Source organism: Allobosea sp. P2_A10, from assembly GCF_056405115.1.
Window position 1 is genome coordinate 106,571 of the sequence record NZ_JBFUCS010000006.1, and the last position, 23,879, is coordinate 130,449.

Consider the following 23,879-nt stretch of genomic DNA (forward strand, 5'->3'; position numbering starts at 1 on the left):
CGCCGATGGCCGGCATCACCATCGACAAGGTCGCCAAGCGCTTCGGCGGCGCGGTCGCCCTGCAGGAAATCTCGCTGGGCGTTCAGGACGGCGAGTTCGTCGCTTTGCTCGGCCCATCGGGCTGCGGCAAGACCACGCTTCTGCGCATCATCGCGGGCTTGGAGACGCAAAGCTCCGGCCGGGTGCTGATCGGCGAACGCGATGTCTCCAGCCTCAAGCCGGCTCAGCGCGGGCTCGCCATGGTGTTCCAGAACTATGCGGTGTTTCCGCATATGACCGTGTTCGAGAACGTCGCCTTCGGCCTGCGCATGCAGGGCGCCGACCAAACCCGCGTCGAGAAACAAGTGAGGAAAGCCGCAGGCCTCCTCCATATCGAGCAGTATCTCGAGCGCTACCCGGCAAAACTCTCAGGCGGACAGCGCCAGCGCGTCGCGGTGGCGCGCGCGCTCGCCGTCGAGCCGGCCGTGCTGCTGATGGACGAGCCGCTTTCCAATCTCGACGCCTTGCTCAGGCTGGAGATGCGGGCGGAGCTGCGCAGCGTGCTGCGCGAGGCCGGCACTACGACGATCTACGTCACCCATGACCAGACCGAGGCGATGGGACTGGCCGACCGGATCGCCGTGATGCATGGCGGCCATATCGTCCAGATCGATACGCCGACGAACGTCTACTCGCATCCCGCCAGCCGTTTCGTCGGCGGCTTCGTCGGCTCGCCGCCGATGAACTTCGTTGCGACGACCGCCAGCGCCGGCGAGGTCGCGCTCGGTGGGGTGCGGCTGCGCGCGCCGGTCGATGGACCGATCGTGCTCGGTTTTCGCGGCGAGGACGCCAGGCTTGCCGCACCTGGTGGCGGCGTGCCCTTTACGGTCAGGGTCGCCGAGCCGATGGGCTCGCATCTGCTGCTGACCGGACGCATCGGCGAGGATCTCGCCCGCATCGTCGCTCCGCCCGACGCGCAAATAGAAGCCGGCGCGACGCTCGGCCTGACGCTCGACCTGAACCGCATCGTCTGGATCGACCCGCAGACGGGTCTGTCCCATCCTGGAGCCTGAGACCGTGCTGACGACCAATCCCCCTGCCGACCGTGACGAGGCCGCCCGCGCGCTGCTGCGCCGCAACGACCGCGGCGGCTTCACCGTGCCCAACGGCCGGGTCTACCCCTTCCAGTGGAACTGGGATTCCGCCTTCGTCTCGCTCGGTTTCGCCACCTTCGATCTGAACCGCGCCTGGCGCGAGCTGGAGACGCTGTTCGAGGGGCAGTGGCTGGATGGCATGGTGCCCCACATCGTCTTTCGCGCGCCTGCGGAGGGCTATTATCCCGGCCCCGAGGCCTGGGGCGTCGCGCACACGCCGCTGACCTCGGGCATCTCGCAGCCGCCGGTGGCGGCGACAGCCGCGCGCGCGCTTCAGGCAAGGCAGGGCGTCGATACCAAGCGGGTCAGGGCCTTGTTCCCGAAGCTCTTCGCCTCGCATCGCTGGTGGCATGAGATCCGCGACCCCGACGGCACCGGCCTCGTCACTATGGTCCACCCATGGGAATCGGGCCGCGACAACTCGCCCGACTGGGATGCAGCCCTCGGCAATGTCGTGCCGACCGTCGATGTTGCGCATCTGCGCAAGGATCTCGGCCATGTCGACGCAGCCCAGCGGCCGACGCACGCCTTCTATAACCGCGTCATGACGCTGGTCGAGGAGGCGAAGGCGCTGGATTGGGACGGCGTCGGCGTGGCGCGAAAGCTTTCCTTCCGGGTCTGCGATCTCGGCATTCAGTCGATCCTGATCCGGGCCGATCGCGACCTGCTGGTGCTGGCGGAAACGCTGGGTTTCGTGGCCGAAGCGGAGGCGCTGCGGTTCTGGATCGAGCGTAGCGTCGCGGCGATGGCGCGGCTCAAGGGCTTGGATGGGCTTTACCGCTCGCTCGATCTGCGCACCGGCAAGCTCAGCGACACCGTGACCTGCGCGGCCTATCTGCCGCTTTATGCCCGCGCTGCGGGTGCAGAGGATGCGGCAGCTCTTGCGGCCCATCTGGCCGCCTGTCGCAAGATCGCGCCGTTCGGCGTCGCCAGCAGCGACCCCCGCGCGGCGACTTTCGATCCCGTGCGCTATTGGCGCGGCCCGGTCTGGCTGATGATGAACAGCATCATCGCCGATGGCCTGGCTGCTTACGGGTTCACGGCGGAGGCGGACGCGCTGCGCGCCGACAGCCGCGCGCTGGTCGAGCGCAACGGCTTCTGGGAGTATTTCGATCCACGCGACGGCGCCGGCTGCGGCGGGGCCGATTTCTCCTGGACGGCGGCGACCTGGCTGTTCTGGCGCGACAATGCGCTGACCACGCCCTGACGCGGTCAAGCGGGCGGGATCAGCGTGACGCCCGATTTCGCGAAGGAGAGCCAGACCGGGGCGCCCTCCGCCAGCATGTCGCGCGCGCCATACTGGATCACGAAGAGCTCTCCGACCTCGCTCTGGACCATGATGTCGAGATGGTTGCCGAGATAGGCGCATTTGCGGACCGTGCCGGGCAGTGAGGACGGTTCCTGTGTCGGGCTCAGCAGCAGGCTTTCGGGCCTGACCGCGATCTTGGCCGGGCCGACGCCGAGCCCACGTGCGGGCAGAGGGACCGAGACCGAGCCGATCGCGACCTCGGCCGTGCCGTTCGCGACCGCCTTGATCGTGACCTCGACCAGATTGGCGTCGCCGATGAAGTCGGCGACGAAGGCGTCGGCCGGCTGCTCGTAGAGCTCGCGCGGCGCACCCTCCTGCGCGATTCGGGCGTTCGACATCACGATGATCCGATCGGAGACGGCGAGCGCCTCCTCCTGATCATGGGTGACATAGGCGACGGTGAGATTGAGGTCCTGCTGGAGCTCGCGGATTTCCTCGCGGACGCGGCGGCGCAGCTTTGCGTCGAGATTGGAGAGCGGCTCATCGAAGAGCAGCACCTGCGGCTCCAGCACGAGTGCGCGGGCCACCGCGACGCGCTGCTGCTGGCCGCCCGAGAGTTCGGAAGGGTAGCGGTTCTCGAAGCCCTTCAGGCCAACGAGTTCGAGCTTGGCCATCGCCATCTCGCGGGCGACGTCCTTGCCCAGCCCCTTCACGGTCGGGCCATAGGCCGCGTTCTCGACCACGCTCATATGGGGGAACAGCGCATAGGACTGGAACACCATCGAGACGTCGCGATCGGCGGCCGAGAGCTTGGTGACATCCTTGCCGCCGATCAGGATCTGGCCCGCGCTGGCGATCTCAAGCCCCGCGATCATGCGCAGGGTCGTGGTCTTGCCGCAGCCGGATGGGCCGAGCAGCGTCACCAGCTTGCCGGCCTCGATGCTGAAAGTGACGTTGTCGACCGCCGTCACCGCGCCATAGCGCATGCTGACATTGCGGAATTCGACCGATGCGGGTCCGGCTTTCGTCAACTCGCTGCTCCCTGATTGATGGGGTCGGAGACCGAACTGGACAGCGCGACGATCTTGCGCCGGCCGAGCTTGCGCTCGCCGACGCCGAGCTGGATCAAGCCGATGCCAACAGCCATGACGATGATCAGCACCGAGGAATAGGCGATGGCGAGCCCGAATTCTCCGGCCTCGACGCGTCCGACGATATAGGCGGTGGCGAGGTTGTACTCGGCCGAGACCAGGAAGATCACGGCGCTGACGGCGGTCATGCTGCGCACGAAGGAATAGACCAGCGCCGCCACCAGCGCCGGGCGCAGCAGCGGCAGCACGACGCGCCAGAGCGTGGTGAACGAGCGCGCGCGCAGGGTCGTGGAGGCTTCGTCGAGGCTCTTGTCGATCTGCGACAGACCGGCGATGCCCGAGCGCACACCGACCGGCATGTTGCGGAAGACGAAGGAGATCACGAGGATCAGGCCGGTGCCGGTGATCTCGATCGGCGGCACGTTGAAGGCGAGGATGTAGGCGACGCCGAGCACCGTGCCGGGAATGGCGAAGGAGAGCATGGTCGCGAATTCCAGCCCGCTGCGGCCGCTGAATTTCTGCCGCGTCAGCAGATAGGCGGTCAGAAGGCCGATGATCGCCGTCAGCGGGGCCGAGATCGCCGCGACCTTCAGCGTCGTGAAGAAGGAATTCCACGCCGCGCCCTCGAAGAACAGGCCGCGGCTGAAGTCGATCGCGAATCCTGTCCTGTAATGCTCCAGCGTCGGCGTATAGTCGCGCCCCATCGATTTCACGAAGCCGCCTACGAGGATGACGATGTAGATCACGAAGGTCAGCGCGACCCAGGGCCCGATCACGAGCCCGGCGAGCCAGGTGACGCGGCGCGGCAGCGGCGTCGGCAGGCCGGAATCGCCCTTGCCGGTGACAGTCGTGTACGACTTTCCCCCCAACCAGCGCTGCTGCACCCAGAAAGCGCCGAGCGTGAAGGCGAGCAGGATCATCGCCAGCACCGCCGCCTGCCCCTGATTATGGGCCGCGCCGACGACGGCGAAGAAGATCTTGGTCGAGAGCACCTCGAAATTGCCGCCGAGCACGAGGGGATTGCCGAAATCGGCCATGCTCTCGACGAACCCGAGCAGGAAGGCGTTGGCGATGCCGGGCCGCAGCAGCGGCCAGGTCACGGTCGAGAAGGTCTGCCAGCGCTTGGCGCCCAGCGTCTGCGAGGCTTCCTCGAGGCTCGGGCTGATGCCCTGCACGACGCCGATCAGGACGAGGAAGGCGATCGGCGCGAAGGCGAGAACCTGCGCCAGCAGCACGCCGGGCAGGCCGTAGATCCAGCGCGAGCGCGGGATCGAAAACCATTCATACATCAGGTTGGAGACGACGCCGGCGCGGCCGAAGATCAAGATCAGCGCAAGCCCGATCACGAAGGGCGGCGTGATGATCGGCAGCACCGTCAGCGCCCGCATGATGCGCTTGCCCGGCATGCCGGTGCGCAGGATCAGGAGCGCGCAGGCGAGCCCCAGAAGCGTGGTGATGACGCCACACAGCACCGCCAGGATCAGCGTGTTCCAGGCGACGCCGCAATTGGTCCCGCCGCTGAAGCAACCCAGCCCCCAGATCGAGCTGTCGAGCAAGCGCGTCACGAAGGCCGCGGGCGCGAAGCTGCCTTCCTGGTCGACGAGTGCGCTCTTCAGGATGGTCGCGACGGGGAAGAAGATGAACAGGCCGATCAGCAGGACGACGATGCCGATGGCCGAGGTCGTGAACATGTCGCCGCGGCAGATGCCGCGATAGGCCAGCCCGTGGCACAGGAGCAGAAGCAGCGACAGGATGGTCAGGAAGGCGCCCGCGCCCATGCCGCCCTGGGCCGCATCCGCGCCGCCCAGCAATGCCGCCAGCCAGGCGATACCCTGCCCCTTGAGGGCGATCGCGAAGCCTTGCACGAAGAAGGCGATCATTCCGGCGAGGCCCGCACCGACCAGCGCCCAGCCGGCGCTCGCGCTGTCCTTGCGGCCGATCTGCGCGGTCGCGACGGCGAGCGCGACGCCAACCGGCAGCAGCCAGGGTGCCTGGCCCGATAGCGCCAGCGCCAGCGCGCTGCCGGCCTTGCCGAGCGGATAGCCTGCCAGCCAACCAAAGCTGGTCAGGCTCATGCCCTCGGGCAGATACCAGGGCAGTAGGGCATAGCCGAGCCAGCCGAGCAGCAGCGCAAGCTTGGTGGAGGATCGCATCGGCGGGGTGTCCTGGCCTGTCGGGGCCGGCTGTTCCGTCAGGTTCCGGCTATTTCGGCAGGTTCTTGACTTCGCGATCCCATTTGGTCAGCAGTCGGACCCGTTCGGCCGAGGAGCCGTATTTGACGAAGTCGTAGTTGATCAGCTTCATCTCCGACATCTTCGGGGCCTGCGCGGGCACCGGCGTCGCCTTGTTGGACGGCACCTGGTAGGACTTGGCTGGGCCGGCAAGCGCCTGGGCTGCCGGCGTCAGCGCCCAGTCGTAGAACTTCCTGGCGTTCTCCAGATTGCGAGCCCCCTTGATGATCGACATCGAGCCGATCTCGTAGCCTGTGCCCTCGCAGGGTACGACCGGCTTGATCGGGTCGCCCTGCACGGCGAAGACGACGGCGTCATGGACGAAGACGATGCCGATCGTGGTCTCGCCGAGGCTGGCAGCCTTGGCCGGAGCCGCGCCCGATTTGGTGTACTGGTTGACGTTCCTGTGCAGGGCCTTGAGGTAGTCGAAGCCCTTGTCCTCGCCCATCAGCTGCACGATCGTCGCGAGCAGGTTGTAGGCGGTGCCAGACGAATTGGGATCGGCGACCTGGATCTCGTCCTTGTATTTGGCGTCGAGCAGGTCGGCCCAGCATTTGGGCTCCGGAATCTTCTTCTGTTTGATCTGTTCGGTGTTGTAGCCGAAGCCGAGTGCGCCGGCATAGATGCCGATCGAGCGCTTTTTGGCCGCATTCCATTGCGAAATGGACCAGTCCTGCATGTCCTTGTTGAGGGGCGACTCGTATTCGAGCGTCAGTCCCTCTTCGGCCGCCTGGAGATGGGGGTCGCCAGTGCCGCCCCACCAGACGTCGCCGCGCGGATTGGCCGATTCGGCCTTGAGCTGCGCGTAGATCTCGCCAGCCGATTTGCGCGTCATCGCGACCTTGATGCCAGTCTCGCGCTCGAAGGTGGTGGACATGGCGCGGCACCATTCCTCCTGGACGCCGCAATACATCACGAGGGCGCCTTGAGCACGCACAGGAGCCGGAGCCAGGGCGGTCGCGGCGGCGACAGCGGCGAAAAGGCCCGTGGCGAGCCATGATCTGGTCTGCATCATATCCTCCCTGATTGCATTCTTGTTGTTTTGCCTTTGCCTGAAACTTCCGACGAGTTGCGGCAAAGATCAATGATTATCGTGCTGGCTAAGCAATTCCCGTGATGGCGCGCAGCGCGCCGACCAGCCCCGGCGTGCAGCAAAGGATCGGATTGCCCGACGAGATGCCGTCGCCGGCGAAGAAATCGCTGACTGTCGCGCCGGCCTCGCTGGCGATGACGACGCCGGCCGCCACGTCCCAGGCGTTGATGTGCAGCTCGGCATAGCCGTCGGTGCGGCCATTGGCGACATGGCAGAGGCCGAGCGCGCCGGAGCCGGAGCGCTTCATCGAGGCGCCCGAGCCATAGCCGCGCCCGATCACGGCAAGATAGCGCTCGACCGGCACGCGGGTCGACCAGCCGAGCTCGATATAGGCGCGGCCGATGTCGCTGCCGCCGGAAACCGCGATGGGCCGGCCGTTCATGGTCGCACCTTGGCCGCGTCGGCCAAGATAGAGCTCGTCCAGCGCAGGCGCTGAGATGATGCCGATCTTGGGCACGCCGTTCAGCAGGAAGCCGATCGAGATGCACCAGTTGCGGTCGCCGCGCGCGAAATTCGCGGTGCCGTCGATCGGGTCGATGATCCAGACGGCGTCGCCGGCCTTGCCGCCGCCTTCCTCTCCGATGATGGCGTCGGCCGGGAACAGGATGGCGAGGCGCTGGCGCAGGAAATCCTCGACCGCGCCGTCGGCCACGGTCAGCCAGTCCTGCGCGCCCTTCATGGTGATGCCGAGGCTGTCGCGCCTGTTGAAATAGTCGAGCGCCATCACGCTCGCCTCGGCGACGAGGCCGAGCACGGCATATTGGCGCAGGTCGAGCTCCGCCGGCGACATGGTCAGATCGCCTCCAGCGCGACGGCGACCGGCTTGCCGGTCCGCGACGATTCCGTCGCCGCATCCGCCAGGATCTGCGCCTTCAGCCCGTCGAGGCCCGACGGCATCGGGGCTTTACCGCCCTTGCAGGCGGTGACGAAGGCGTCGAGTTCGGCACGATAGGCGCCAGCATAGCGTTCGAGGAAGAAGTTCTGCACGGGGTCGGCGCGGAAGCCCGCGCTCGTCGCGCTCTCGACAGTGGTCTCGTGAATGTTGCCGGCGCGCAGCATGCCCTTGGAACCGTGCACCTCGATGCGCTGGTCGTAGCCATAGGTCGCACGCCGCGAATTCGAGATCTGCGCGATCCTGCCGGACGCAGTCTTCATCAGCACGGCGGCGGTATCGACATCGCCGGCCCGGCCGATGGCGGGGTCGACCAGCGCCGAGCCGAGCGCGAAGACCTCGGCCGGTTCCTCGGCAAGGAGAAAGCGCGCCATGTCGAAATCATGGATCATCATGTCGCGGAACAGGCCGCCCGAGCGCGCCACGTATTCGACCGGCGGCGGCGATGGATCGCGCGAGATCACGCTGACGATTTCGATCGCGCCGGCCTCGCCCGCGCGCAGACGCGCTTCAAGCGCCGCGAAATTCGGGTCGAAGCGGCGGTTGAAGCCGATCATCAGCGGCTTGCCGGACGCGGCCACGACCTTGAGGCAGCGCCGGATGCGGCCTGCGTCGAGATCGACCGGCTTCTCGCAGAACACGGCCTTGCCGGCGGAAACTGCCGCCTCGATCAGATCGGCATGGGTATCGGTCGGCGTGCAGATCAGGACGGCGTCGATGCTCTTGTCCGCCAGAATGGTCTCGGCGCTGGCGACGCTGGCGCCGGTCGTCGCGGCCAGCGACGCGGCGGCCTCGGCCGAGGCGTCTGTGATTGCAGCCAGCGTCGCATCAGTGCGCGCGGCCACGTTCAGCCCGTGAATCCGCCCGATCCGGCCGGCGCCCAGCAATCCAAATCGCATCGTCGTCATCAGTCCCATGGTCATGGCGTGGCTAGTCGTGCGCGCCGAGAATCGTCTGGTCGAAATCGATATTGGCCCCGGTCATCAACCCGGATTCGGGCGAGGCCAGGTAAGCAACGGCCTTGGCCACCTCGCGCGGATCGATCAGCCGCCCGAAGGGCTGGTTCTTCACGGCTTCGTCGAGCCAGCCGTCCTGCGCGTCGTGGCGCAGCCGCATGATCGCATCCTCGCCGGGCGTCGCCATCCAGCCGATATTGAGGCCGTTGACGCGGATGCGGTGCGGCATCAGCCCGTAGGCGGCATTCTTCGTCAGAGCCGCCAGCGCGCCCTTCGAGACGCTGTAGGCGGACAGGAAAGGCTGGCCGCCATGGGCCGACATCGACTGGATGTTGACGATGGCGCCCTGGATCGACAGCCGGCGCATCGCTTCCGCCGCGTCCTGGATCAGGAAGAAGGGCGCGCGCAGATTGACCGCCATGATGCGCTCATAGAGCTCCGGCGTCGTGTCGAAGATCGAGCCGCGATCGGTGTCGCCTGCGGCATTGACGAGGATATCGAGCCGCCCGAACGCCGCCTCGGCCGCAGGGACGATGGTCTTCACGGCGGCAAGGTCGGAGAGATCGGCGGCGTGGAAGCGGACATCGCAGGTGTCGCTGCGCAAGGATGCGGAGACGGACTCGCCCCGTTCGCGGTGGCGTCCGGTCAGCAGCAGCCCGGCTGCGCCGCGCGCGGCGAATTCGCGCGCGATCGCTTCGCCCAGTCCCTGGCTGCCGCCGGTGACGACGGCGACCTTGCCGGTCAGGTCCCTGCTGAAGGCCTCGCGGCTTTCCACCTTGCGTCCTGCTCCCGGTGTAAATTTTGGTATGAACGGATTGTTTTTATTTCTGATTGGAATAATCATTCCATTCATCGGCGGATGAAGTCAAGGCCGCCTTCGATGGACAAACCGCATGTCGGCACCGCCAAACAGCCCCGCGCCAGCACCACGGACGCCGCCGGATTATGACGGCTTCGTCGCTCTGCTGCGCGCGCGGCGGGCGCGGCTGCCAAAGCGTCTGGCGCAGGTCGCCGACCACGCGCTCGCCCATCTCGACGACATGGCGTTCGGCTCGACCGCGCAGATCGCCGAGAAGGCCGGCGTGCAGGCCTCGACGCTGGTGCGCTTCGCGCAGGCGCTCGACTATTCCGGCTTCAGCGAATTGCAGGAGGTGTTCCGCTCGCGGCTGCGCCGGCAGGTCGTCGATCATCGCGAGCGGCTGGCTGCGCTCAGGAGCACGGCCGCCACGAGCAGCGCCAGCGCGCTGCTGGAAGGTTTCGTCCAGGCGAGCGAGGCCTCGCTCGCCCAGATTCGCGCGGCGATCGCGCCGGCCGATCTCGACGCCGCCGTGGCGCTGCTGGCGAGCGCGCGGACGATCGTGCTGGTCGGCGCGCGCCGGATGTTCCCGGTCGTGTCCTATCTCGCCTATGCCTTCGGCAAGCTCGGCATCCGCGCCGTGCTGGTCGACCATGTCGCGGGGCTCGGCCCCGAGCAGGCCGCGCTGGCGGGCCCGCGCGATGTCGTGCTGGCGGTGAGCTGCGCGCCATATGCGCCCGTCACCGTCGAGATCGCAGCCGCCGCGCACCGGCGCGGTGTTCCCGTGCTGGCGCTGACCGACAGCGCGCTTAGCCCGCTCGCTGGAAACTGCCGGCTTTGGCTCGAGGTCGCCGAGGCCGATTATGGCGAATTCCGTTCGATGGCCGCGACCTTTGCGCTGGCGATGACGCTGGCCGTCGCCACGGCCGAGAAATCCGGCATGCCCGCCGACCCTGATCTCGCCGGATAAGAAGTGCTGAGCCGCATGCCGACAGCATCCGCCCCGACGCTCGACGTCATCGCCATCGGCCGCTCCTCGGTCGATCTCTACGGCCAGCAGATCGGCGGCCGGCTCGAGGATATGGGCTCCTTCGTCAAGGCGGTCGGCGGCTGCCCGACCAACATCGCCATCGGCACGGCGCGGCTCGGCCTGAAATCGGCGGTGATCACCCGCGTCGGCGACGAGCAGATGGGCCGCTTCATCCTCGAACAACTCCGGCGCGAGGGTGTCGAGACCGCGGGCGTCGTCACTGACCCCAAACGCCTGACCGCGCTCGTCATCCTCGGCGTGCGCGACGAAAAGACCTTCCCGCTGATCTTCTACCGCAGCGACTGCGCCGACGCCGCGCTGCACGAGAGCGAGATCGACGAAGCGTTCATCGCCTCGGCGAAGGCGATAGTGGTCACCGGCACGCATTTCGCGATGCCCGATGCGGCTGCGGCCCAAAAGAAGGCGATCGCGATCGCCCGCAGATACGGCCGCAAGGTCGCCTTCGATGTCGATTACCGGCCCAATCTCTGGGGTCTTGCCGGCCACGCCGCCGGCGAGGAGCGCTACATCCGCTCGGATACCGTGACGCAGCATCTCCAGGAGATCATGGCCGATTGCGACCTGATCGTCGGCACGGAGGAGGAGCTGCACGCGGCCGGCGGGTCCGAGGACACGCTGGCGGCGATCCGCACGATCCGGGGTTTGAGCAGCGCCACCATCGTCTGCAAGCGCGGGCCGATGGGCTGCGTGGTTTTCCCCGGTGCGATTCCGTCCTCGATCGAGGACGGCATCAAAGGGCCGGGCTTCCCCGTCGAGGTCTACAACGTGCTGGGCGCGGGCGACGCCTTCATGTCCGGCTTCCTGCGCGGCTGGTTGCGGGACGAGCCGATCGAGACCTGCTGCGCCTGGGCAAATGCGTGCGGCGCCTTCGCGGTTTCGCGCCTGCTCTGCTCGCCGGAGAGCCCGACCTTTCCTGAACTCCAGCATTTCCTGAAGCACGGCTCGCAGCATCGCGCCCTGCGCAACGATACCGAGATCAACCACATCCATTGGGCGACGACGCGGCGGCCGCAACCCTCCGGCATCATGGCGCTCGCCATCGACCACCGCGCGCAGCTGGAGGAGATGGCCGATGCGGCCGGTGCGCCGCGCGAGGCTATCGCCGCCTTCAAGACGCTGGCCGTGGCGGCCGCTGCGCGGATTGCCGCCGGGCGTCCCGGCTTCGGCATGCTGATCGACGGCACGCATGGCCGCGAAGCGCTGTTTCGCAGCCGCGATCACGGCTTCTGGATCGCGCGGCCGCTGGAGCTGCCGGGTTCTCGCCCGCTCGCTCTGGAAACCGACGCGACCGGATCGCTCGGCACGACAATCGCGGAATGGCCGGTCGATCATGTCGCGAAGTGCCTGTGCTTCTACCATCCCGACGACACCGAGCGGATGAAGGCGCAGCAGGAGGCGGTGCTGAAACGCGTTGCGCTCGCCTGCCGGCAGGTCGGCCGCGAATTGCTGGTCGAGATCATCGCATCGAAACATGGTCCGGTCGGTGACGACACCATCGCATCGGTCATGGCGCGGCTTTATGCCATCGGCATCAGGCCGGACTGGTGGAAGCTGGAAGGCCAGTCCTCGGCTACCGCCTGGCAAGCGATCGACGCGGTGATTGCCGAGCAGGATCCGTATTGCCGTGGCGTGCTGCTGCTCGGCCTCGATGCGCCGGAGGAGGCGGTCGCCGCATCCTTCCGCGATGCCGGCAGGGCAGCCTCGGTGAAGGGCTTCGCGGTCGGCCGCACCATCTTCGGCGAGGTGGCGCGCGACTGGCTCTCCGGCGCGATCGACGACGAAGCCGCAACCGCGGTGATGGCGCAGCGTTTCGGCCGGCTGGTCGATGCCTGGCAGCGGCGTTGAGGAGACGGGACATGGCCACGATCAGGCTCACCATGGCGCAGGCGCTGGTGCGTGCGCTCGTCGCGCAGAAGACCGTCGTTGCGGGTGAGAAGCTGCCGCTCTTCGCCGGTATCTGGGCGATCTTCGGCCATGGCAACGTCGCGGGGCTGGGCGAAGCACTGCATGGCGCGCGCGACAGCTTTCCGACCTTTCGCGCCCATAACGAGCAGGCGATGGCGCATGCAGCCATCGCTTTCGCCAAGGCTTCGCGCCGTCGCCGGATGATGGCGGTGACGAGCTCGATCGGGCCAGGCGCGACCAACATGGTCACGGCCGCGGCGACCGCCCATGTCAACCGGCTGCCGCTGCTATTGTTGCCTGGGGACATCTTCGCCAGCCGCAGGCCCGACCCGGTTCTGCAGCAGATCGAGGATTTCGGCGACGGCACCGTCTCGGCCAATGACTGCTTCCGCCCCGTCTCGCGCTATTTCGACCGGCTGACGCGGCCCGAGCAGCTGATCCCGGCCTTCGAGCGCGCCATGGCCGTGCTGACCGACCCGGCCGAATGCGGGCCGGTGACGCTGGCCCTGTGCCAGGACGTCCAGACGGAAGCGTTCGACTATCCCCTTCGCTTTTTCGACGAGCGCATATGGACCCCGCGCCGGCAGCGGCCCGACGAGCTCGAGTTGGTGGCGGCCGCAGCGCTGCTGAAGGGGGCGAAGAAGCCCTTCGTCGTGGTCGGCGGCGGCGTGCTCTACAGTGAAGCCGAGGCCGAACTCGCCACGTTCTGCGAAGCCCACGGCATTCCGGCAGGCGAGACACAGGCCGGCAAGAGCGCGCTGCCTCACGCGCATCCGCTTAACCTCGGTGCGCTCGGTGTGACCGGCACCGGCGCGGCCAATGCTCTCGCAGCCGAAGCCGACGTCGTGCTGGCCATCGGCACGCGCCTGCAGGATTTCACCACCGGCTCGCGCTCGCTCTTCGCCAATCCCGACTGCCGGATCGTCGGGTTGAACGTGCAGCCCTTCGACGCCGGCAAGCACCGCGCGCAAGCCCTGGTTTGCGACGCGCTGGTTGGCATCGCCGAACTGACGCGGGTCCTTGCCGGACACCGCGTGCCCGCTGGCTGGACGGCGCAGGCGAAAGCCGCGCGGACGAACTGGCTGGAAACCGCCGCGCGCTACACCGCTCCCGGCAACGAGGCCTTGCCGAGCGACGCGCAGGTCGTCGGTGCGGTCCAGCGCTGGAGCCAGCCTTCCGATGTCGTGCTCTGCGCGGCCGGCGGGCTGCCCGGCGAGCTGCACAAACTCTGGCAAGCAGGCGGGCCGGGCGGCTATCACATGGAATACGGCTACTCCTGCATGGGCTACGAGATCGCCGGCGGGCTTGGCGTGAAAATGGCCGATCCGTCCCGCGAGGTCGTCGTCATGGTCGGAGACGGCTCCTATCTGATGATGAACTCGGAAATCGCGACCTCCGTGATGCTCGGCCTGAAGCTCACTATCGTCGTGCTCGACAACCGCGGTTTCGGCTGCATCAACCGGCTTCAAGCCGCGACCGGCGGCGCAGGCTTCAACAATCTTCTGGCCGACAGCCGCCACGAGGCGTTGCCGGCGATCGACTTCGCCGCGCATGCCGCGTCGCTCGGCGCGCTGTCCGTGAAGGTTGCGAGCCTCGCCGAACTCGACGCGGCGCTGGCGCAAAGCCGCTCGCATCCCCGTACCAGCGTCATCGTCATCGACACCGACCCGTTGATCTCGACCGATGCCGGAGGGCACTGGTGGGAGGTCGCGGTGCCCGAGGTGTCGGAACGGCCACAGGTGGTCGACGCGCGCGGCCGCTACGAAGACGCGCTCACAGCGCGCGACAAGCTCTCACCACCCTGATGTCTCTCTCGGAACCTCCACGTCATTCCGCACAAGCCGCACAGCGGCGCCGATCCGCAATCCATCGTAAGGCACCTCGACGCTCTACGATGGATTCCGGGTCTCCGCTCCGCTACGCCCGGAATGACGGCGCATTTCGATAGCAAAACGTCCAGCCTCAAGAGGACATACGACATGCCCATCCGCATCGGCGCCAACCCCATCGGCTGGTCGAACGACGACCTTCAGGAGATCGGCGGCGCGACCTCGCTCGAAACCTGCCTGGCCGAGGCCAGGGAAGCCGGCTTCGAGGGCATGGAACTCGGCCACAAGTTCCCGCGCGAGGCAGGCGCGCTGAAGGCCGCGCTTGCGCCCTTCGGCATGGCCTGCATCTCCGGCTGGTATTCGGCGCAACTGCTGCTGCGCGACGCTGATGCCGAGATGATCCATCTGCGGGCGCATCTCGATCTGCTCAAGGCAATGGGTTCGACCGTACTCGTCTTCGCCGAGACCTCGAACGCGATCCATGGCGACCGGAGCAAGCCGCTGTCGCAGCGCCCCGTGCTCAAGGCCGAAGAATGGGGGCGGTTCGGCGAGCGCATGACTGAGGTCGCCGAGCGGACGCTCGCTGAAGGCGTCCGGCTAGTCTACCACCACCATATGGGCACGGTCGTCGAGAACGGGGCCGATATCGACGCGCTGATGGCCGCGACGGGACCTGCGGTGCATCTCCTGCTCGACACCGGCCACGCGACCTGGGGCGGCGCCGATCCCGCTGCGCTGGCCGCGCGCTATCGCGATCGCATCAGCCATGTCCACGCCAAGGATGTGCGCGAGGCGGTGATGGCGCAGGCGGGGGCGGAAGGCTGGAGTTTTCTCGATGCGGTGCTGGGCAAGGGTTCCGACCTTGGCGTCTACACCGTTCCCGGCGACGGCATGGTCGACTATCCCGCCGTGTTCAGGGCGCTGCCCGGCTATTCCGGCTGGGTCGTGGTCGAGGCCGAGCAAGATCCGGAAAAGGCCCATCCGCTGACCTATGCCAAGAAGGGCGTCGCCCATCTGAGGCTGAGCCTGAAGGAGGCCGGGCTCGCCTGAGCCTGGAGAACGCCGATGTCGAAGCTGCTGGTCAAGCCGTCCGCGCCCGATTCCGAGGGCCGCATCCACGAGGTCACGCCGGAATCGGCTGGCTGGGGCCATGTCGGCTTCGCCGTGCATCGGCTTCAGGACGGGCAGGTTCTGGCGCGCGAGACGGGCGAACGTGAGAACTGCCTCGTCTTGCTGTCCGGCAAGGTCGCCGCCAGCGCCGGCAGCGTCGATTTCGGCGTCATCGGCGGCCGCGCCTCGCCCTTCGAGCCCGATCCCTGGTCGCTTTATGTGCCCGCCGGCTCCTCCTGGCGCATCGTGGCGCAAGGCTCCTGCGAGGTCGCGATCTGCTCGGCTCCGGGCAAGTCCGGCCGGGCGGCGCGCGTGATAGGGCCCGACGCCGTCGCGTGCCTGACGCGCGGCCAAGGCACCAACATCCGCCATGTGCGCAACATCCTGCCGGAGACCGAAGCCGCCGACGGGCTGCTCGTGGTCGAGGTCATCACGCCCGCCGGCAACTGGTCGAGCTATCCGCCGCACAAGCACGATCGGGACGATCTGCCGCGCGAGTCGCTGCTGGAGGAAACCTATTATCACCGGCTCTCGCCGCCACAGGGCTTTGCCCTCCAGCGCGTCTACACCGACGACCGCTCGCTTGACGAGACGCTGGCCGCCGAGGATGGCGATGTCGTGCTGGTGCCGAGGGGTTATCATCCGGTCGCCGCTCCGCATGGCTACGATCTCTATTATCTCAACGTCATGGCCGGGCCGAAGCGGGTCTGGAAATTCGCCAACGAGCCGGCGCATGAATGGCTTGTCGTGAGCTGACCTTGCGAAAGAAGCGGGCAGGGACGGCGCGATCCCCCTTTCCCTCCGCGGTCCCGATGTGAGAGACCTGTCCGGTCTGCTCAACACCATGGATCGCCGCACCGATGTCAGCTCCCACGCTCGCCAGCCTCGCCGATGACCTTGCCGCCGGCCGCACCACCAGCCGGAAACTGGTCGAGGCCTGCCTTGCGCGCATCGACGATCCCGCAGGCGAGGGCAGTCGCGCCTTCGTCAGCGTCTCGCGCGAGGCGGCGCTGAAGGCCGCCGCTGCGATGGATCTGCTGCGGACGGCCGGGGCCGCGCCCTCGCGCTTCGCCGGTATTCCGCTCGCGATCAAGGATCTGTTCGACGTCACGGGCGAGGTCACGACCGCAGGCTCGAAGGCGCTGGCCGATCGGCCGCCGGCGACCATGGACGCGATTGCGGTTGCGCGCCTGCGTCGGGCCGGGTTCATTTCGATCGGCCGCGCCAATATGACCGAATTCGCCTATTCCGGGCTGGGCATGAACCCGCATTACGGCGATCCGCGCGCGCCTTTCGAGCGAGCGATCGGCCGCGTCTCGGGTGGTTCGACCTCGGGCGGCGCGGTCGCGGTCGCCGACGGCATGGCCCATGGCGCTCTTGGCACCGACACCGGCGGCTCTTGCCGCATTCCGGCGGCCTTCTGCGGCATCGTCGGCTACAAGCCGACCGCGCGGCGCGTGCCGCAGCAGGGCTGCGTGCCGCTGTCGCAGAGCCTGGATTCGATCGGCCCGCTGGCACGTTCGGTTTCTTGTTGCGCCACGCTCGACGCGATCCTCGCCGGCGAAACGCCGTCGGCGCTGGTTCCCGCATCGGTCGCCGGGCTCAGATTGGCCGTGCCGACGACGATCGTGCTGGACGATCTCGCGCAGGAAGTCGCCGCAGCCTTTGACCGGGCACTGAAGGCGCTTGCCGCTGCTGGCGCCTCGATCGAACGCATCCCCGTGCCGGAGTTCGAGCAGGTCCTCGCGATCAACGCCAAGGGCGGCTTCACCGCGCCGGAAAGCTATGCCTGGCACCGCACACTGCTGGCGGAGAAGGCCGCGCTCTACGATCCGCGCGTCGGCGCCCGGATCGAGCGCGGCGAAAGCATCAGCGCCGCCGACTATGTCGACAACATCGCGGCCCGTAATGCGATGATCGCCCGCTTCGAACACAGGCTTTCGCCCTATGACGCGCTGGTGATGCCGACGGTCGCGACCCTGCCGCCGCGCATCGCCGATCTGGCGACCGATGACGCGGCCTATGGCCGCGCCAACATCATGTCGCTGCGCAACGCCGCCATGATCAACATGGTCGATGGTTGCGCGATCTCGCTGCCCCTGACGGCGGCCGGTGGACCTCCGGTCGGGCTGACGATCGCGGGCGTCGGCGGCGCGGATCAGCGGGTCTTCGCGATCGCGGCCGGCGTCGAGGCCCTGCTGGCGGCTTGAGCGCCAGAATCGGTCCGGCCGACCTCAGCCCAGTGCCTGGTTGACCAGCCCGAAGGTGCGTGCGGCTCCGTGCGGGCCATGGACGGCCCCTCGCGTCATCGGCGTCACCGTATCGAAGATGGTCAGGCCGCGCGCCTCGAGGAAGCCGCCGAACAGGCTCTGCTCCTGGGCGGTGTCGACACGCAGGAAATCGCCGTCATGGGCCGTGATATGCGGCAGCGTCAGCGCGATCGCCATCGCGTCGTCCTCGGCTACGATCGGCCCGACGACATGGCCGCGCCCGAACGGACGACACAGCGCGAAACCGACCGGCACTCCGTCGCGCTCGGCGACGGTGCCGAGCGAGACCGCGAGCAGGGCTGCGATCGCACGCGCCCTGTCCGCGCCATAGGCCTGATGGTCGAGCCGGGCGAGCGCAGGGAGGTCCGAGGCTTGTGCATCGCGCAGCAGAAGCCCGGCGGGTATCGGCGGCTCGGCCTCGCCGGCCCCCTTGGCGCGCCCCTGGTGCTGGAACACGCGCCCGACCGGCTCGAAGCCGAGCGCGCGGTACAGACGATAGCCGGCCTTGGTCGAATTCAACCGCAGGTCCCGCGCGCCCGTGTCCTCGAAAATCCGCTCCATCAGCCGCCGGCCGGAGCCTTGCGCCTGCAATCGCGGTGCGGTGATCACCATGCCGACCGTGGCGAGGTTCTCGCCGAAGGGCCACCACATCGCGGAGCCGAGCGCCCGCCCGATCGTGTCGCAGGCGATGTAGCCGTGCCCGAGGCCGAAGACGAGCCGCCAGTCCTCCGGACGATGCGGCCAGGCCACGCCGATCGAAAGCTGGTGCGCCTGCGACAGGTCGGCCCTGGTCATCTCGCGGATGTCGATCTCGTAGTCGAGTCGGCGCTTGACCGTTCCAGTCGCCACAGCTGCATGCCTCGCCGGGAATGAGTCTCGCAGTATAGGTGCGTCGGTCACTTTCGAGAATAGTAAAATTCATACAATACAGAAGCTTAAGCCGGTGCAAGATAGCGTTTCGAACCCGGCTCGTCACCGGCGGCGGAGCTTGATCTGGACCGGAATGCCAGGCTGTCTTCCCGATCAAACCCTCCTGTCGCCGCGCGGATATCGCTCATGAAACTCGAACCCTACTGGCTGGCGAGCGCCCCGCAATTCGGCTCGGGCGCTGCGGGGCCGGTGGCCGGAAAGGTCGATGTCGCCATCGTCGGCGGCGGCTTCACCGGGCTGTCCGCGGCGCTCGCCCTGGCGAAATCGGGCGCGAGCGTCGCGGTGCTGGAGGCCGGCCGGATCGTCGGCGAGGCGTCGGGCCGCAATGGCGGGCATTGCAACAACGGCCTCGCCCATGACCTCGGCGGCCTCGCGGCGAGCCTCGGCCTGGAGCGGGCGTGTGCGCTTTATCGCGCCTTCGATTCCGGCGTCGACCAGGTCGAGGCGCTTGTCGCCAGCGAGACGATCGACTGCGACTTCACCCGCACCGGCAAGATCAAGCTCGCAGCGAAGCCCGAGCACTTTGCCAAGCTCGAGAAATCCGCCGAGCTTCTGCTGCGCACGGTCGAGCCCGATCTCGTCGTCGTGCCGCCGGACGAGACGCGCGGCGAGATCGGCTCGGATGGATTTTACGGCGGGCTCGTCTATCCGCGCAGCGCCCACATGCATATGGGTCGTTTCGGTGTCGGCCTCGCGGAAGCCGCGGTGCGGCGCGGCGCGGCGATCTTCGAGAATGCGGCCGTCACGGGCCTGCATCGGCTGAACGGTCCGGCGCATCGCGTCGTTACCGCACGTGGCGACGTGGAGGCAAAGCAGGTCCTGCTCGCGACCGGCGCGTCGCGGCAGGGGCCGTTCGGATGGCTGCGCCGGCGCATCGTCCCGGTCGGCAGCTTCATCATCGCCACCGAGCCGCTCTCGCCCAATCTCGCGGCCTCGATCATGCCGACGCGCCGCACCGCCACCACGACGAAGAACATCGGCAATTATTTCAGGCTGACGCCGGACAACCGGCTGATCTTCGGCGGCCGGGCGCGCTTTGCCCTGTCGAGCCCGAAATCCGACGCCAAAAGCGGCGCGATCCTGCAGACGCGCATGCTGGAGCTGTTCCCGCAGCTCGCCGGCACGCGCATCGACTATTGCTGGGGCGGGCTGGTCGACATGACCGCCGACCGCCTGCCGCGCGCCGGAGAGCGCGACGGCCTGTTCTACGCGACCGGCTATAGCGGCCACGGCACGCAGATGTCGGTGCAGATGGGCGGGGTCATGGCCCGCGTGATGGGCGGCGATGCGGCGGCCAATCCCTTGGCTGGCCTCGACTGGCCCGCCGTGCCCGGCCATTTCGGCCCGCCCTGGTTCCTGCCCTTCGTGGGCGCGTATTACCGCTACCAGGACTGGCGGCACTGAGAGGCGTCATTCTCGGGCGGAGCGAAGCGCGGACCCGGGAAACTCCATCAGAAGATGCCCGGGTCGAGCCCGCGCATGACGTGGGCTTACGCCGCGATGTCGATCAGCACCGTCTTGTGCCGCAGGTTCTGCTCAACCGCCTGCCGGCCGAGATCCTTGCCGATGCCGGAGCTCTTGTAGCCGCCGGTGGGCAGGATGAAGTCAAGCGTGCGGTTGTAGCGGTTGATCCAGACCGTGCCGGCCTTGATCTGGCGCACCGCCCGCAAGGCCCGGCCGAGATCGGCGGTGTAGACGCCCGCCGCCAGCCCGTAATCGGGATGGTCGGCTAGCGCGAAGCCCTCTTCCTCGGTCTCGAAGCTCTGGATCGTCAGCACCGGCCCGAAGATTTCCTCGCGCACGGCGGCGTTTTCGGACGTCACGCCAGCAAGCAGTGTCGGTTGGTAGAAGGCGCCGCCAAACCCCTCGATCCGTCCGCCGCCGAGCAACACTTGCGCGCCGTCTTTGCGGCTGCGGGCGAGGATCGTATCGATCCGCTGCGCCTGCAGCTCAGAGATGATCGGCGCGAAGCCTGTGCTGGCCTTCCAGGTCGGGCCGGGCGCGACCTGCTTCAGCCTGATCATCAGCGCCTCGATCAACCGATCCATCACCGATCGCTGCACGACCAGGCGCGAGCCGGCGACACAGGCCTGCCCCGCATTGGCGAGCAGCGAGCCGGCGATGCAGTCGGCCGCCCTGTCGATGTCGGCGTCGGCGAAGACGAGCTGCGGGCTCTTGCCGCCAAGCTCCAGCGTGACCGGCTTGATGCCTGAATCGGCCGCCGCCTTCATGATTGCCGCGCCAGTCCGTGTGGAGCCAGTGAAGGAGAGCTTTGCGATGCCGGGATGGCGCGAGAGCGCATCGCCGGTCACGGCCCCGGTTCCCTGCACCACGTTGAAGATGCCGGCGGGAACGCCGGCCTCGACGGCCAGTTCGGCGAGCCGGACGGTCGAGAACGGCGTCAACTCCGATGGCTTCAGCACGATCGCGTTGCCGGCCGCCAGCGCCGGGCCGACCTTCCACGACGCCATGCTGAGTGGAAAATTCCACGGCGTGATCGCACCGACGACACCATAGGGTTCGGAGACGATCATACCGAAATGGTCGCAGCGTGTGGCCGCGACCTCGCCACCGAGCTTGTCGGCATATTCGGAGAAAAAGCGGATGCCGTCCGCCGTCGCCATGACATCGCCGCTGACCGCCTGCGCGATCGGGCGGGTCGAGCCCAGCGCCTCAAGCCGGCCGAGTTCCTCGGCGCGCTCCTCGATCAGCCCGGCCCACGCCCGCATCGCCCGCGCTCGCTCGCGCGGCGGCCGCGTGGCCCAGCCGCTGCGTGCAACCGCATCGGCCGCGTCGGTGACGGCGCGGTCGACCATCTCAGGGCCTGCGACAGGCAATTCAGCGTAGTCGACGAGGTCGGAGGGGCGTGCGACCGTCAGCCTGTCGCCTCCATCGTCCACGCCCCTGCCGGCGATGAAATGGCCTCGGGCGAAGGCAATGGCGCCGGGGTCGAAATCGCCCGCCGCCATCGTCACAGCCCGAGCAGGCCGGGCAGGCCGCCGATGTCCCTGATCTCCTGATAGCCGTAGTCGGGCATGCCCGGCTCGTGGCCGCGATTGACGAAGACACGCTGGCCGATCTTCATGTCATGGGCCGTCATCAGGTCGTAGCGCAGGCTCGACGAGCAGTGCATCACGTCCTGCGGCCCGCAGCCCAGCATGTCGAACATGTATTCGAACGCCCGCATCCGGGGCTTGTAGGCCTGCGCGTCCTGCGCCGTGTAGGCCGCGTGGAAGGGTGCGCCGAGTTTGGCGATGGAGTGCGGGATCAGCGCCGTCATCGAGTTCGACAGCACGACGAGCGGGATTTCCTTCGCCACTTTGGCGAGGCCCGCGGGCACGTCGGGATGCGGCCCCCAGCTCGGGATTTCATCGACGATGGCTTGCGCGTCGGCCGGATCGAACGGGATTTTCCAGAGCTTGCAGGTGCGTTCGACGGCGTTCTGGACCACTTCGGGATAGGGCTTCCAGGCGCCGAGGACCTCGTCGAGCCGAAAGGACGAGAAGTCGTTGCAGAAGCCGTCCATCACCTCCGGCGTCAGCCGCTTGCCGTAGACGCGGCGCGCGGCCGGGGCCATCTCGAAATAGATCAGCGTGCCATAGCAGTCGAAGGTCACGAATTTCGGGCGGAAGGTGCTCATCGGGTGCTCATCTCGGCTTGCGGGCGTCAGCGCCCGTTGTGGCTGCGATCACGCTTGAGACTAGAGCGGACGCAGCGGGCACGGGCTTGGAAATGCGCTGGCGGCAGCGAAGAATCTGCCGATCCTTCCCCCCGCAGCGGCATGGATTGCCGCCGTCCTGCGCCGTCGCGATGCTGCGACTATGCTTCAGAACTCGCCGATCTCGCCTGCCTTCGAGCCGTCGACCAGCCGCGCATGGCGGAAGGGGCGGGGGTCGACGATCGGCGTCGCGCCGCAGGCGAGATCGGCCGCGAGGTGGCCTGCCGCCGGCCCCAGCCCAAAACCATGCCCGCTGAAGCCGGCCGCCAACACGAAACCGCCGAGCCCGGCGACCGGCGAGATCACCGGCACAGCGTCCGGCGTCGAATCGATATAGCCGCCCCAGCTGTCGGCGACGCCGACATCGTTCAGTACTGGATAGAGCGCCCGCGCCCGCCGCAATGTCTCGGCCACGACGCGACGGCTCGGCGCGGGGTCGAGCACGCGGATGGCCTCAAAGGGTGTCTCTTCGTCGAGACGCCAGCTTCCCAGCGCTTCGGGCCCCTTGAAGAAGGACGACCCGATGCCGAGTTCGATCGCTTTCAGGCGCTTGACGAACATCGGCAGGAAGTTGCGGGCATAGCGCAGTCCCTGCGGCGTGATCTCCAGCGTGCCCGTGCCGCTGATCGCGAGCGTGTAGCTGCCGTCGAGCCGACGGGTCATCGCGCATTCGGGCGTATAGAACGCGTCGAGCAGTTGCGGGGCCGGAGTCGTGCGCAGGATCGTGGAGCGGATGCTCGCCTGCGGGAAGGAAATGCCGTGATGCCGGCAGAAGCCGGAGGCCCAGGCTCCGCCGGCGAGGATCACGGCGTTTGCGCGGATCAGCCCCTTCTCGGTGACGACCCCGGTCACGGTGCCGTTGGTGATGTCGAGGCCGCGCGCCGCGCAGTTCTGGTGGATCGTGGCGCCGTTCTGCCGCGCCCCCTCGGCAAAGGCGGGCGCGGCCAGTTCGGGCTCGGCCTTGCCGTCGCTGACGGAATGCACGCCGCCCAGCCATCGCCGGCCGGCGCCTTCGGTTTTAGCCGTCACCTCCGCGCCCGACAGCATATGCGTGTCGACGCCGAACGGCCTGGCGCTCTCGCGCCAGCGTTCCCATTTCGCGATCTGCTCGGCGTCGTTGCTGGCATAGACCAGCCCGCAGCGCCGGAAGCCGGCATCGCGGCCGGTCTCGCCGGCCAGCCTGTCCCACAATTCCATGGCCCGCATCGCCAGCGGCAATTCGCGCGCATCGCGGTTCTGCTGCCGGCACCAGCCCCAGTTGCGGCTGGATTGCTCGCCGCCGACGACGCCCTTTTCCACCAGCGCGACCGACAGGCCGCGCCGCGCGAGATAATAGGCAGCGGCGCTACCGACGATGCCGGCGCCGATCACGACGATATCGACGCGCTCGGGTAGCGCCTCGTCGCTGGCGACCTGCTCGATTCTTGGCGACATAATCTTCCATACCCTTCGCGAATAGGCGGTCGATCTCTCGGCGGCAGCCCTGAAACGCACCGCTAGACGGTGGCGGTGAGCGAAGATTGGACCTTCTTTCTATGAGTGACAGCCTGAAAATGCCCTCTTCACAGGCAGATCGGCCCCAACGGCACGCTGTGCCGCCGTGAGCCTCGCAATCGGCAGATTCT

General features: G+C 67.7%; 19 protein-coding genes. 9 read left to right on the top strand and 10 right to left on the bottom strand.

What is annotated here, in order from left to right:
• Positions 1 to 5: 5 nt before the first annotated feature.
• Together AC1DZY_RS10905 and AC1DZY_RS10910 are read left to right on the top strand one after the other, a co-directional pair.
• Positions 6 to 1,052, top strand: a complete 1,047-nt coding sequence (locus tag AC1DZY_RS10905; RefSeq protein WP_476820134.1) for an ABC transporter ATP-binding protein — start codon at positions 6 to 8, stop codon at positions 1,050 to 1,052.
• Positions 1,053 to 1,056: 4 nt separating this feature from the next.
• Positions 1,057 to 2,340, top strand: coding sequence for an MGH1-like glycoside hydrolase domain-containing protein (locus tag AC1DZY_RS10910; RefSeq protein ID WP_476820135.1), 1,284 nt, complete (start codon positions 1,057 to 1,059; stop codon positions 2,338 to 2,340).
• A gap of 5 nt (positions 2,341 to 2,345) precedes the next feature.
• Here the strand turns inward: AC1DZY_RS10910 and AC1DZY_RS10915 are convergent, their stop codons facing one another.
• The 6 genes from AC1DZY_RS10915 to AC1DZY_RS10940 form a co-directional block, all read right to left on the bottom strand.
• On the bottom strand, positions 2,346 to 3,413 hold the full coding sequence (locus AC1DZY_RS10915) for an ABC transporter ATP-binding protein (protein WP_476820136.1): 1,068 nt from the start codon (positions 3,411 to 3,413) through the stop codon (positions 2,346 to 2,348).
• Entirely contained in the window at positions 3,410 to 5,626 is a 2,217-nt protein-coding gene (locus AC1DZY_RS10920) for an ABC transporter permease (protein WP_476820137.1), read from the bottom strand. Before AC1DZY_RS10920 ends, AC1DZY_RS10915 begins: the two co-directional genes overlap by 4 nt.
• 49 nt (positions 5,627 to 5,675) lie before the next feature.
• Positions 5,676 to 6,716, bottom strand: a complete 1,041-nt coding sequence (locus AC1DZY_RS10925; protein WP_476820138.1) for an ABC transporter substrate-binding protein — start codon at positions 6,714 to 6,716, stop codon at positions 5,676 to 5,678.
• A gap of 88 nt (positions 6,717 to 6,804) precedes the next feature.
• The gene (locus AC1DZY_RS10930; protein ID WP_476820139.1) at positions 6,805 to 7,587 is read right to left on the bottom strand and encodes an inositol monophosphatase family protein; all 783 of its coding nucleotides are present in this window, start codon (positions 7,585 to 7,587) and stop codon (positions 6,805 to 6,807) included.
• Positions 7,588 to 7,589: 2 nt separating this feature from the next.
• Positions 7,590 to 8,597: an inositol 2-dehydrogenase gene (gene iolG, locus AC1DZY_RS10935; protein WP_476820140.1), complete on the bottom strand. Its 1,008-nt coding sequence runs from the start codon at positions 8,595 to 8,597 to the stop codon at positions 7,590 to 7,592.
• Positions 8,598 to 8,619: 22 nt separating this feature from the next.
• Positions 8,620 to 9,420 carry an SDR family oxidoreductase gene (locus tag AC1DZY_RS10940; RefSeq protein WP_476820141.1) on the bottom strand — a complete coding sequence of 267 codons (801 nt, stop codon included), beginning with the start codon at positions 9,418 to 9,420 and terminating at the stop codon, positions 8,620 to 8,622.
• A gap of 118 nt (positions 9,421 to 9,538) precedes the next feature.
• Here AC1DZY_RS10940 and AC1DZY_RS10945 point away from each other — a divergent pair, with 118 nt between their 5' ends.
• From AC1DZY_RS10945 to AC1DZY_RS10970, 6 genes are all read left to right on the top strand, one after another.
• Entirely contained in the window at positions 9,539 to 10,411 is an 873-nt protein-coding gene (locus AC1DZY_RS10945; protein WP_476820142.1) for a MurR/RpiR family transcriptional regulator, read from the top strand.
• A gap of 15 nt (positions 10,412 to 10,426) precedes the next feature.
• Positions 10,427 to 12,337 (top strand): bifunctional 5-dehydro-2-deoxygluconokinase/5-dehydro-2-deoxyphosphogluconate aldolase, encoded by a 1,911-nt coding sequence (locus AC1DZY_RS10950; RefSeq protein ID WP_476820143.1) that lies wholly within the window; start codon positions 10,427 to 10,429, stop codon positions 12,335 to 12,337.
• Positions 12,338 to 12,348: 11 nt separating this feature from the next.
• Positions 12,349 to 14,202: a 3D-(3,5/4)-trihydroxycyclohexane-1,2-dione acylhydrolase (decyclizing) gene (iolD, locus tag AC1DZY_RS10955; protein ID WP_476820144.1), complete on the top strand. Its 1,854-nt coding sequence runs from the start codon at positions 12,349 to 12,351 to the stop codon at positions 14,200 to 14,202.
• Positions 14,203 to 14,376: 174 nt separating this feature from the next.
• Positions 14,377 to 15,276, top strand: coding sequence for a myo-inosose-2 dehydratase (gene iolE, locus AC1DZY_RS10960; protein WP_476820145.1), 900 nt, complete (start codon positions 14,377 to 14,379; stop codon positions 15,274 to 15,276).
• A gap of 15 nt (positions 15,277 to 15,291) precedes the next feature.
• Positions 15,292 to 16,092 carry a 5-deoxy-glucuronate isomerase gene (gene iolB / locus AC1DZY_RS10965; protein ID WP_476820146.1) on the top strand — a complete coding sequence of 267 codons (801 nt, stop codon included), beginning with the start codon at positions 15,292 to 15,294 and terminating at the stop codon, positions 16,090 to 16,092.
• Between the two features lie 104 nt (positions 16,093 to 16,196).
• On the top strand, positions 16,197 to 17,546 hold the full coding sequence (locus AC1DZY_RS10970) for an amidase (protein WP_476820147.1): 1,350 nt from the start codon (positions 16,197 to 16,199) through the stop codon (positions 17,544 to 17,546).
• Between the two features lie 24 nt (positions 17,547 to 17,570).
• On the opposite strand, the gene AC1DZY_RS10975 is transcribed toward AC1DZY_RS10970, so the two are convergent.
• On the bottom strand, positions 17,571 to 18,455 hold the full coding sequence (locus tag AC1DZY_RS10975; RefSeq protein WP_476820148.1) for a GNAT family N-acetyltransferase: 885 nt from the start codon (positions 18,453 to 18,455) through the stop codon (positions 17,571 to 17,573).
• A gap of 207 nt (positions 18,456 to 18,662) precedes the next feature.
• On the opposite strand from AC1DZY_RS10975, the gene AC1DZY_RS10980 reads away from it, so the two are divergent.
• Positions 18,663 to 19,940 (top strand): NAD(P)/FAD-dependent oxidoreductase, encoded by a 1,278-nt coding sequence (locus AC1DZY_RS10980; RefSeq protein ID WP_476820149.1) that lies wholly within the window; start codon positions 18,663 to 18,665, stop codon positions 19,938 to 19,940.
• 86 nt (positions 19,941 to 20,026) lie between these two features.
• Here AC1DZY_RS10980 and AC1DZY_RS10985 read toward each other — a convergent pair whose 3' ends face one another.
• From AC1DZY_RS10985 to AC1DZY_RS10995, 3 genes are all read right to left on the bottom strand, one after another.
• Positions 20,027 to 21,505 carry an aldehyde dehydrogenase family protein gene (locus AC1DZY_RS10985; protein WP_476820150.1) on the bottom strand — a complete coding sequence of 493 codons (1,479 nt, stop codon included), beginning with the start codon at positions 21,503 to 21,505 and terminating at the stop codon, positions 20,027 to 20,029.
• A gap of 2 nt (positions 21,506 to 21,507) precedes the next feature.
• Positions 21,508 to 22,176 (bottom strand): haloacid dehalogenase type II, encoded by a 669-nt coding sequence (locus AC1DZY_RS10990; protein ID WP_476820151.1) that lies wholly within the window; start codon positions 22,174 to 22,176, stop codon positions 21,508 to 21,510.
• 186 nt (positions 22,177 to 22,362) lie between these two features.
• Complete coding sequence (locus tag AC1DZY_RS10995) at positions 22,363 to 23,688, bottom strand: NAD(P)/FAD-dependent oxidoreductase (protein WP_476820152.1); 1,326 nt, start codon at positions 23,686 to 23,688, stop codon at positions 22,363 to 22,365.
• Positions 23,689 to 23,879: the final 191 nt, after the last annotated feature.

What these genes read in the sequence shown, in the direction of transcription:
- AC1DZY_RS10920 (WP_476820137.1), bottom strand. Translation starts at nt 5,626, where the DNA reads ATGCGATCCTCCACCAAGCTTGCGCTGCTGCTCGGCTGGCTCGGCTAT.
- AC1DZY_RS10905 (WP_476820134.1), top strand. Translation starts at nt 6, where the DNA reads ATGGCCGGCATCACCATCGACAAGGTCGCCAAGCGCTTCGGCGGCGCG.
- iolB (WP_476820146.1), top strand. Translation starts at nt 15,292, where the DNA reads ATGTCGAAGCTGCTGGTCAAGCCGTCCGCGCCCGATTCCGAGGGCCGC.
- iolG (WP_476820140.1), bottom strand. Translation starts at nt 8,597, where the DNA reads ATGACGACGATGCGATTTGGATTGCTGGGCGCCGGCCGGATCGGGCGG.
- AC1DZY_RS10970 (WP_476820147.1), top strand. Translation starts at nt 16,197, where the DNA reads ATGTCAGCTCCCACGCTCGCCAGCCTCGCCGATGACCTTGCCGCCGGC.
- AC1DZY_RS10950 (WP_476820143.1), top strand. Translation starts at nt 10,427, where the DNA reads ATGCCGACAGCATCCGCCCCGACGCTCGACGTCATCGCCATCGGCCGC.
- AC1DZY_RS10995 (WP_476820152.1), bottom strand. Translation starts at nt 23,688, where the DNA reads ATGTCGCCAAGAATCGAGCAGGTCGCCAGCGACGAGGCGCTACCCGAG.
- AC1DZY_RS10945 (WP_476820142.1), top strand. Translation starts at nt 9,539, where the DNA reads ATGTCGGCACCGCCAAACAGCCCCGCGCCAGCACCACGGACGCCGCCG.
- iolD (WP_476820144.1), top strand. Translation starts at nt 12,349, where the DNA reads ATGGCCACGATCAGGCTCACCATGGCGCAGGCGCTGGTGCGTGCGCTC.
- AC1DZY_RS10980 (WP_476820149.1), top strand. Translation starts at nt 18,663, where the DNA reads ATGAAACTCGAACCCTACTGGCTGGCGAGCGCCCCGCAATTCGGCTCG.
- AC1DZY_RS10925 (WP_476820138.1), bottom strand. Translation starts at nt 6,716, where the DNA reads ATGCAGACCAGATCATGGCTCGCCACGGGCCTTTTCGCCGCTGTCGCC.
- AC1DZY_RS10990 (WP_476820151.1), bottom strand. Translation starts at nt 22,176, where the DNA reads ATGAGCACCTTCCGCCCGAAATTCGTGACCTTCGACTGCTATGGCACG.
- AC1DZY_RS10930 (WP_476820139.1), bottom strand. Translation starts at nt 7,587, where the DNA reads ATGTCGCCGGCGGAGCTCGACCTGCGCCAATATGCCGTGCTCGGCCTC.
- AC1DZY_RS10985 (WP_476820150.1), bottom strand. Translation starts at nt 21,505, where the DNA reads ATGGCGGCGGGCGATTTCGACCCCGGCGCCATTGCCTTCGCCCGAGGC.
- iolE (WP_476820145.1), top strand. Translation starts at nt 14,377, where the DNA reads ATGCCCATCCGCATCGGCGCCAACCCCATCGGCTGGTCGAACGACGAC.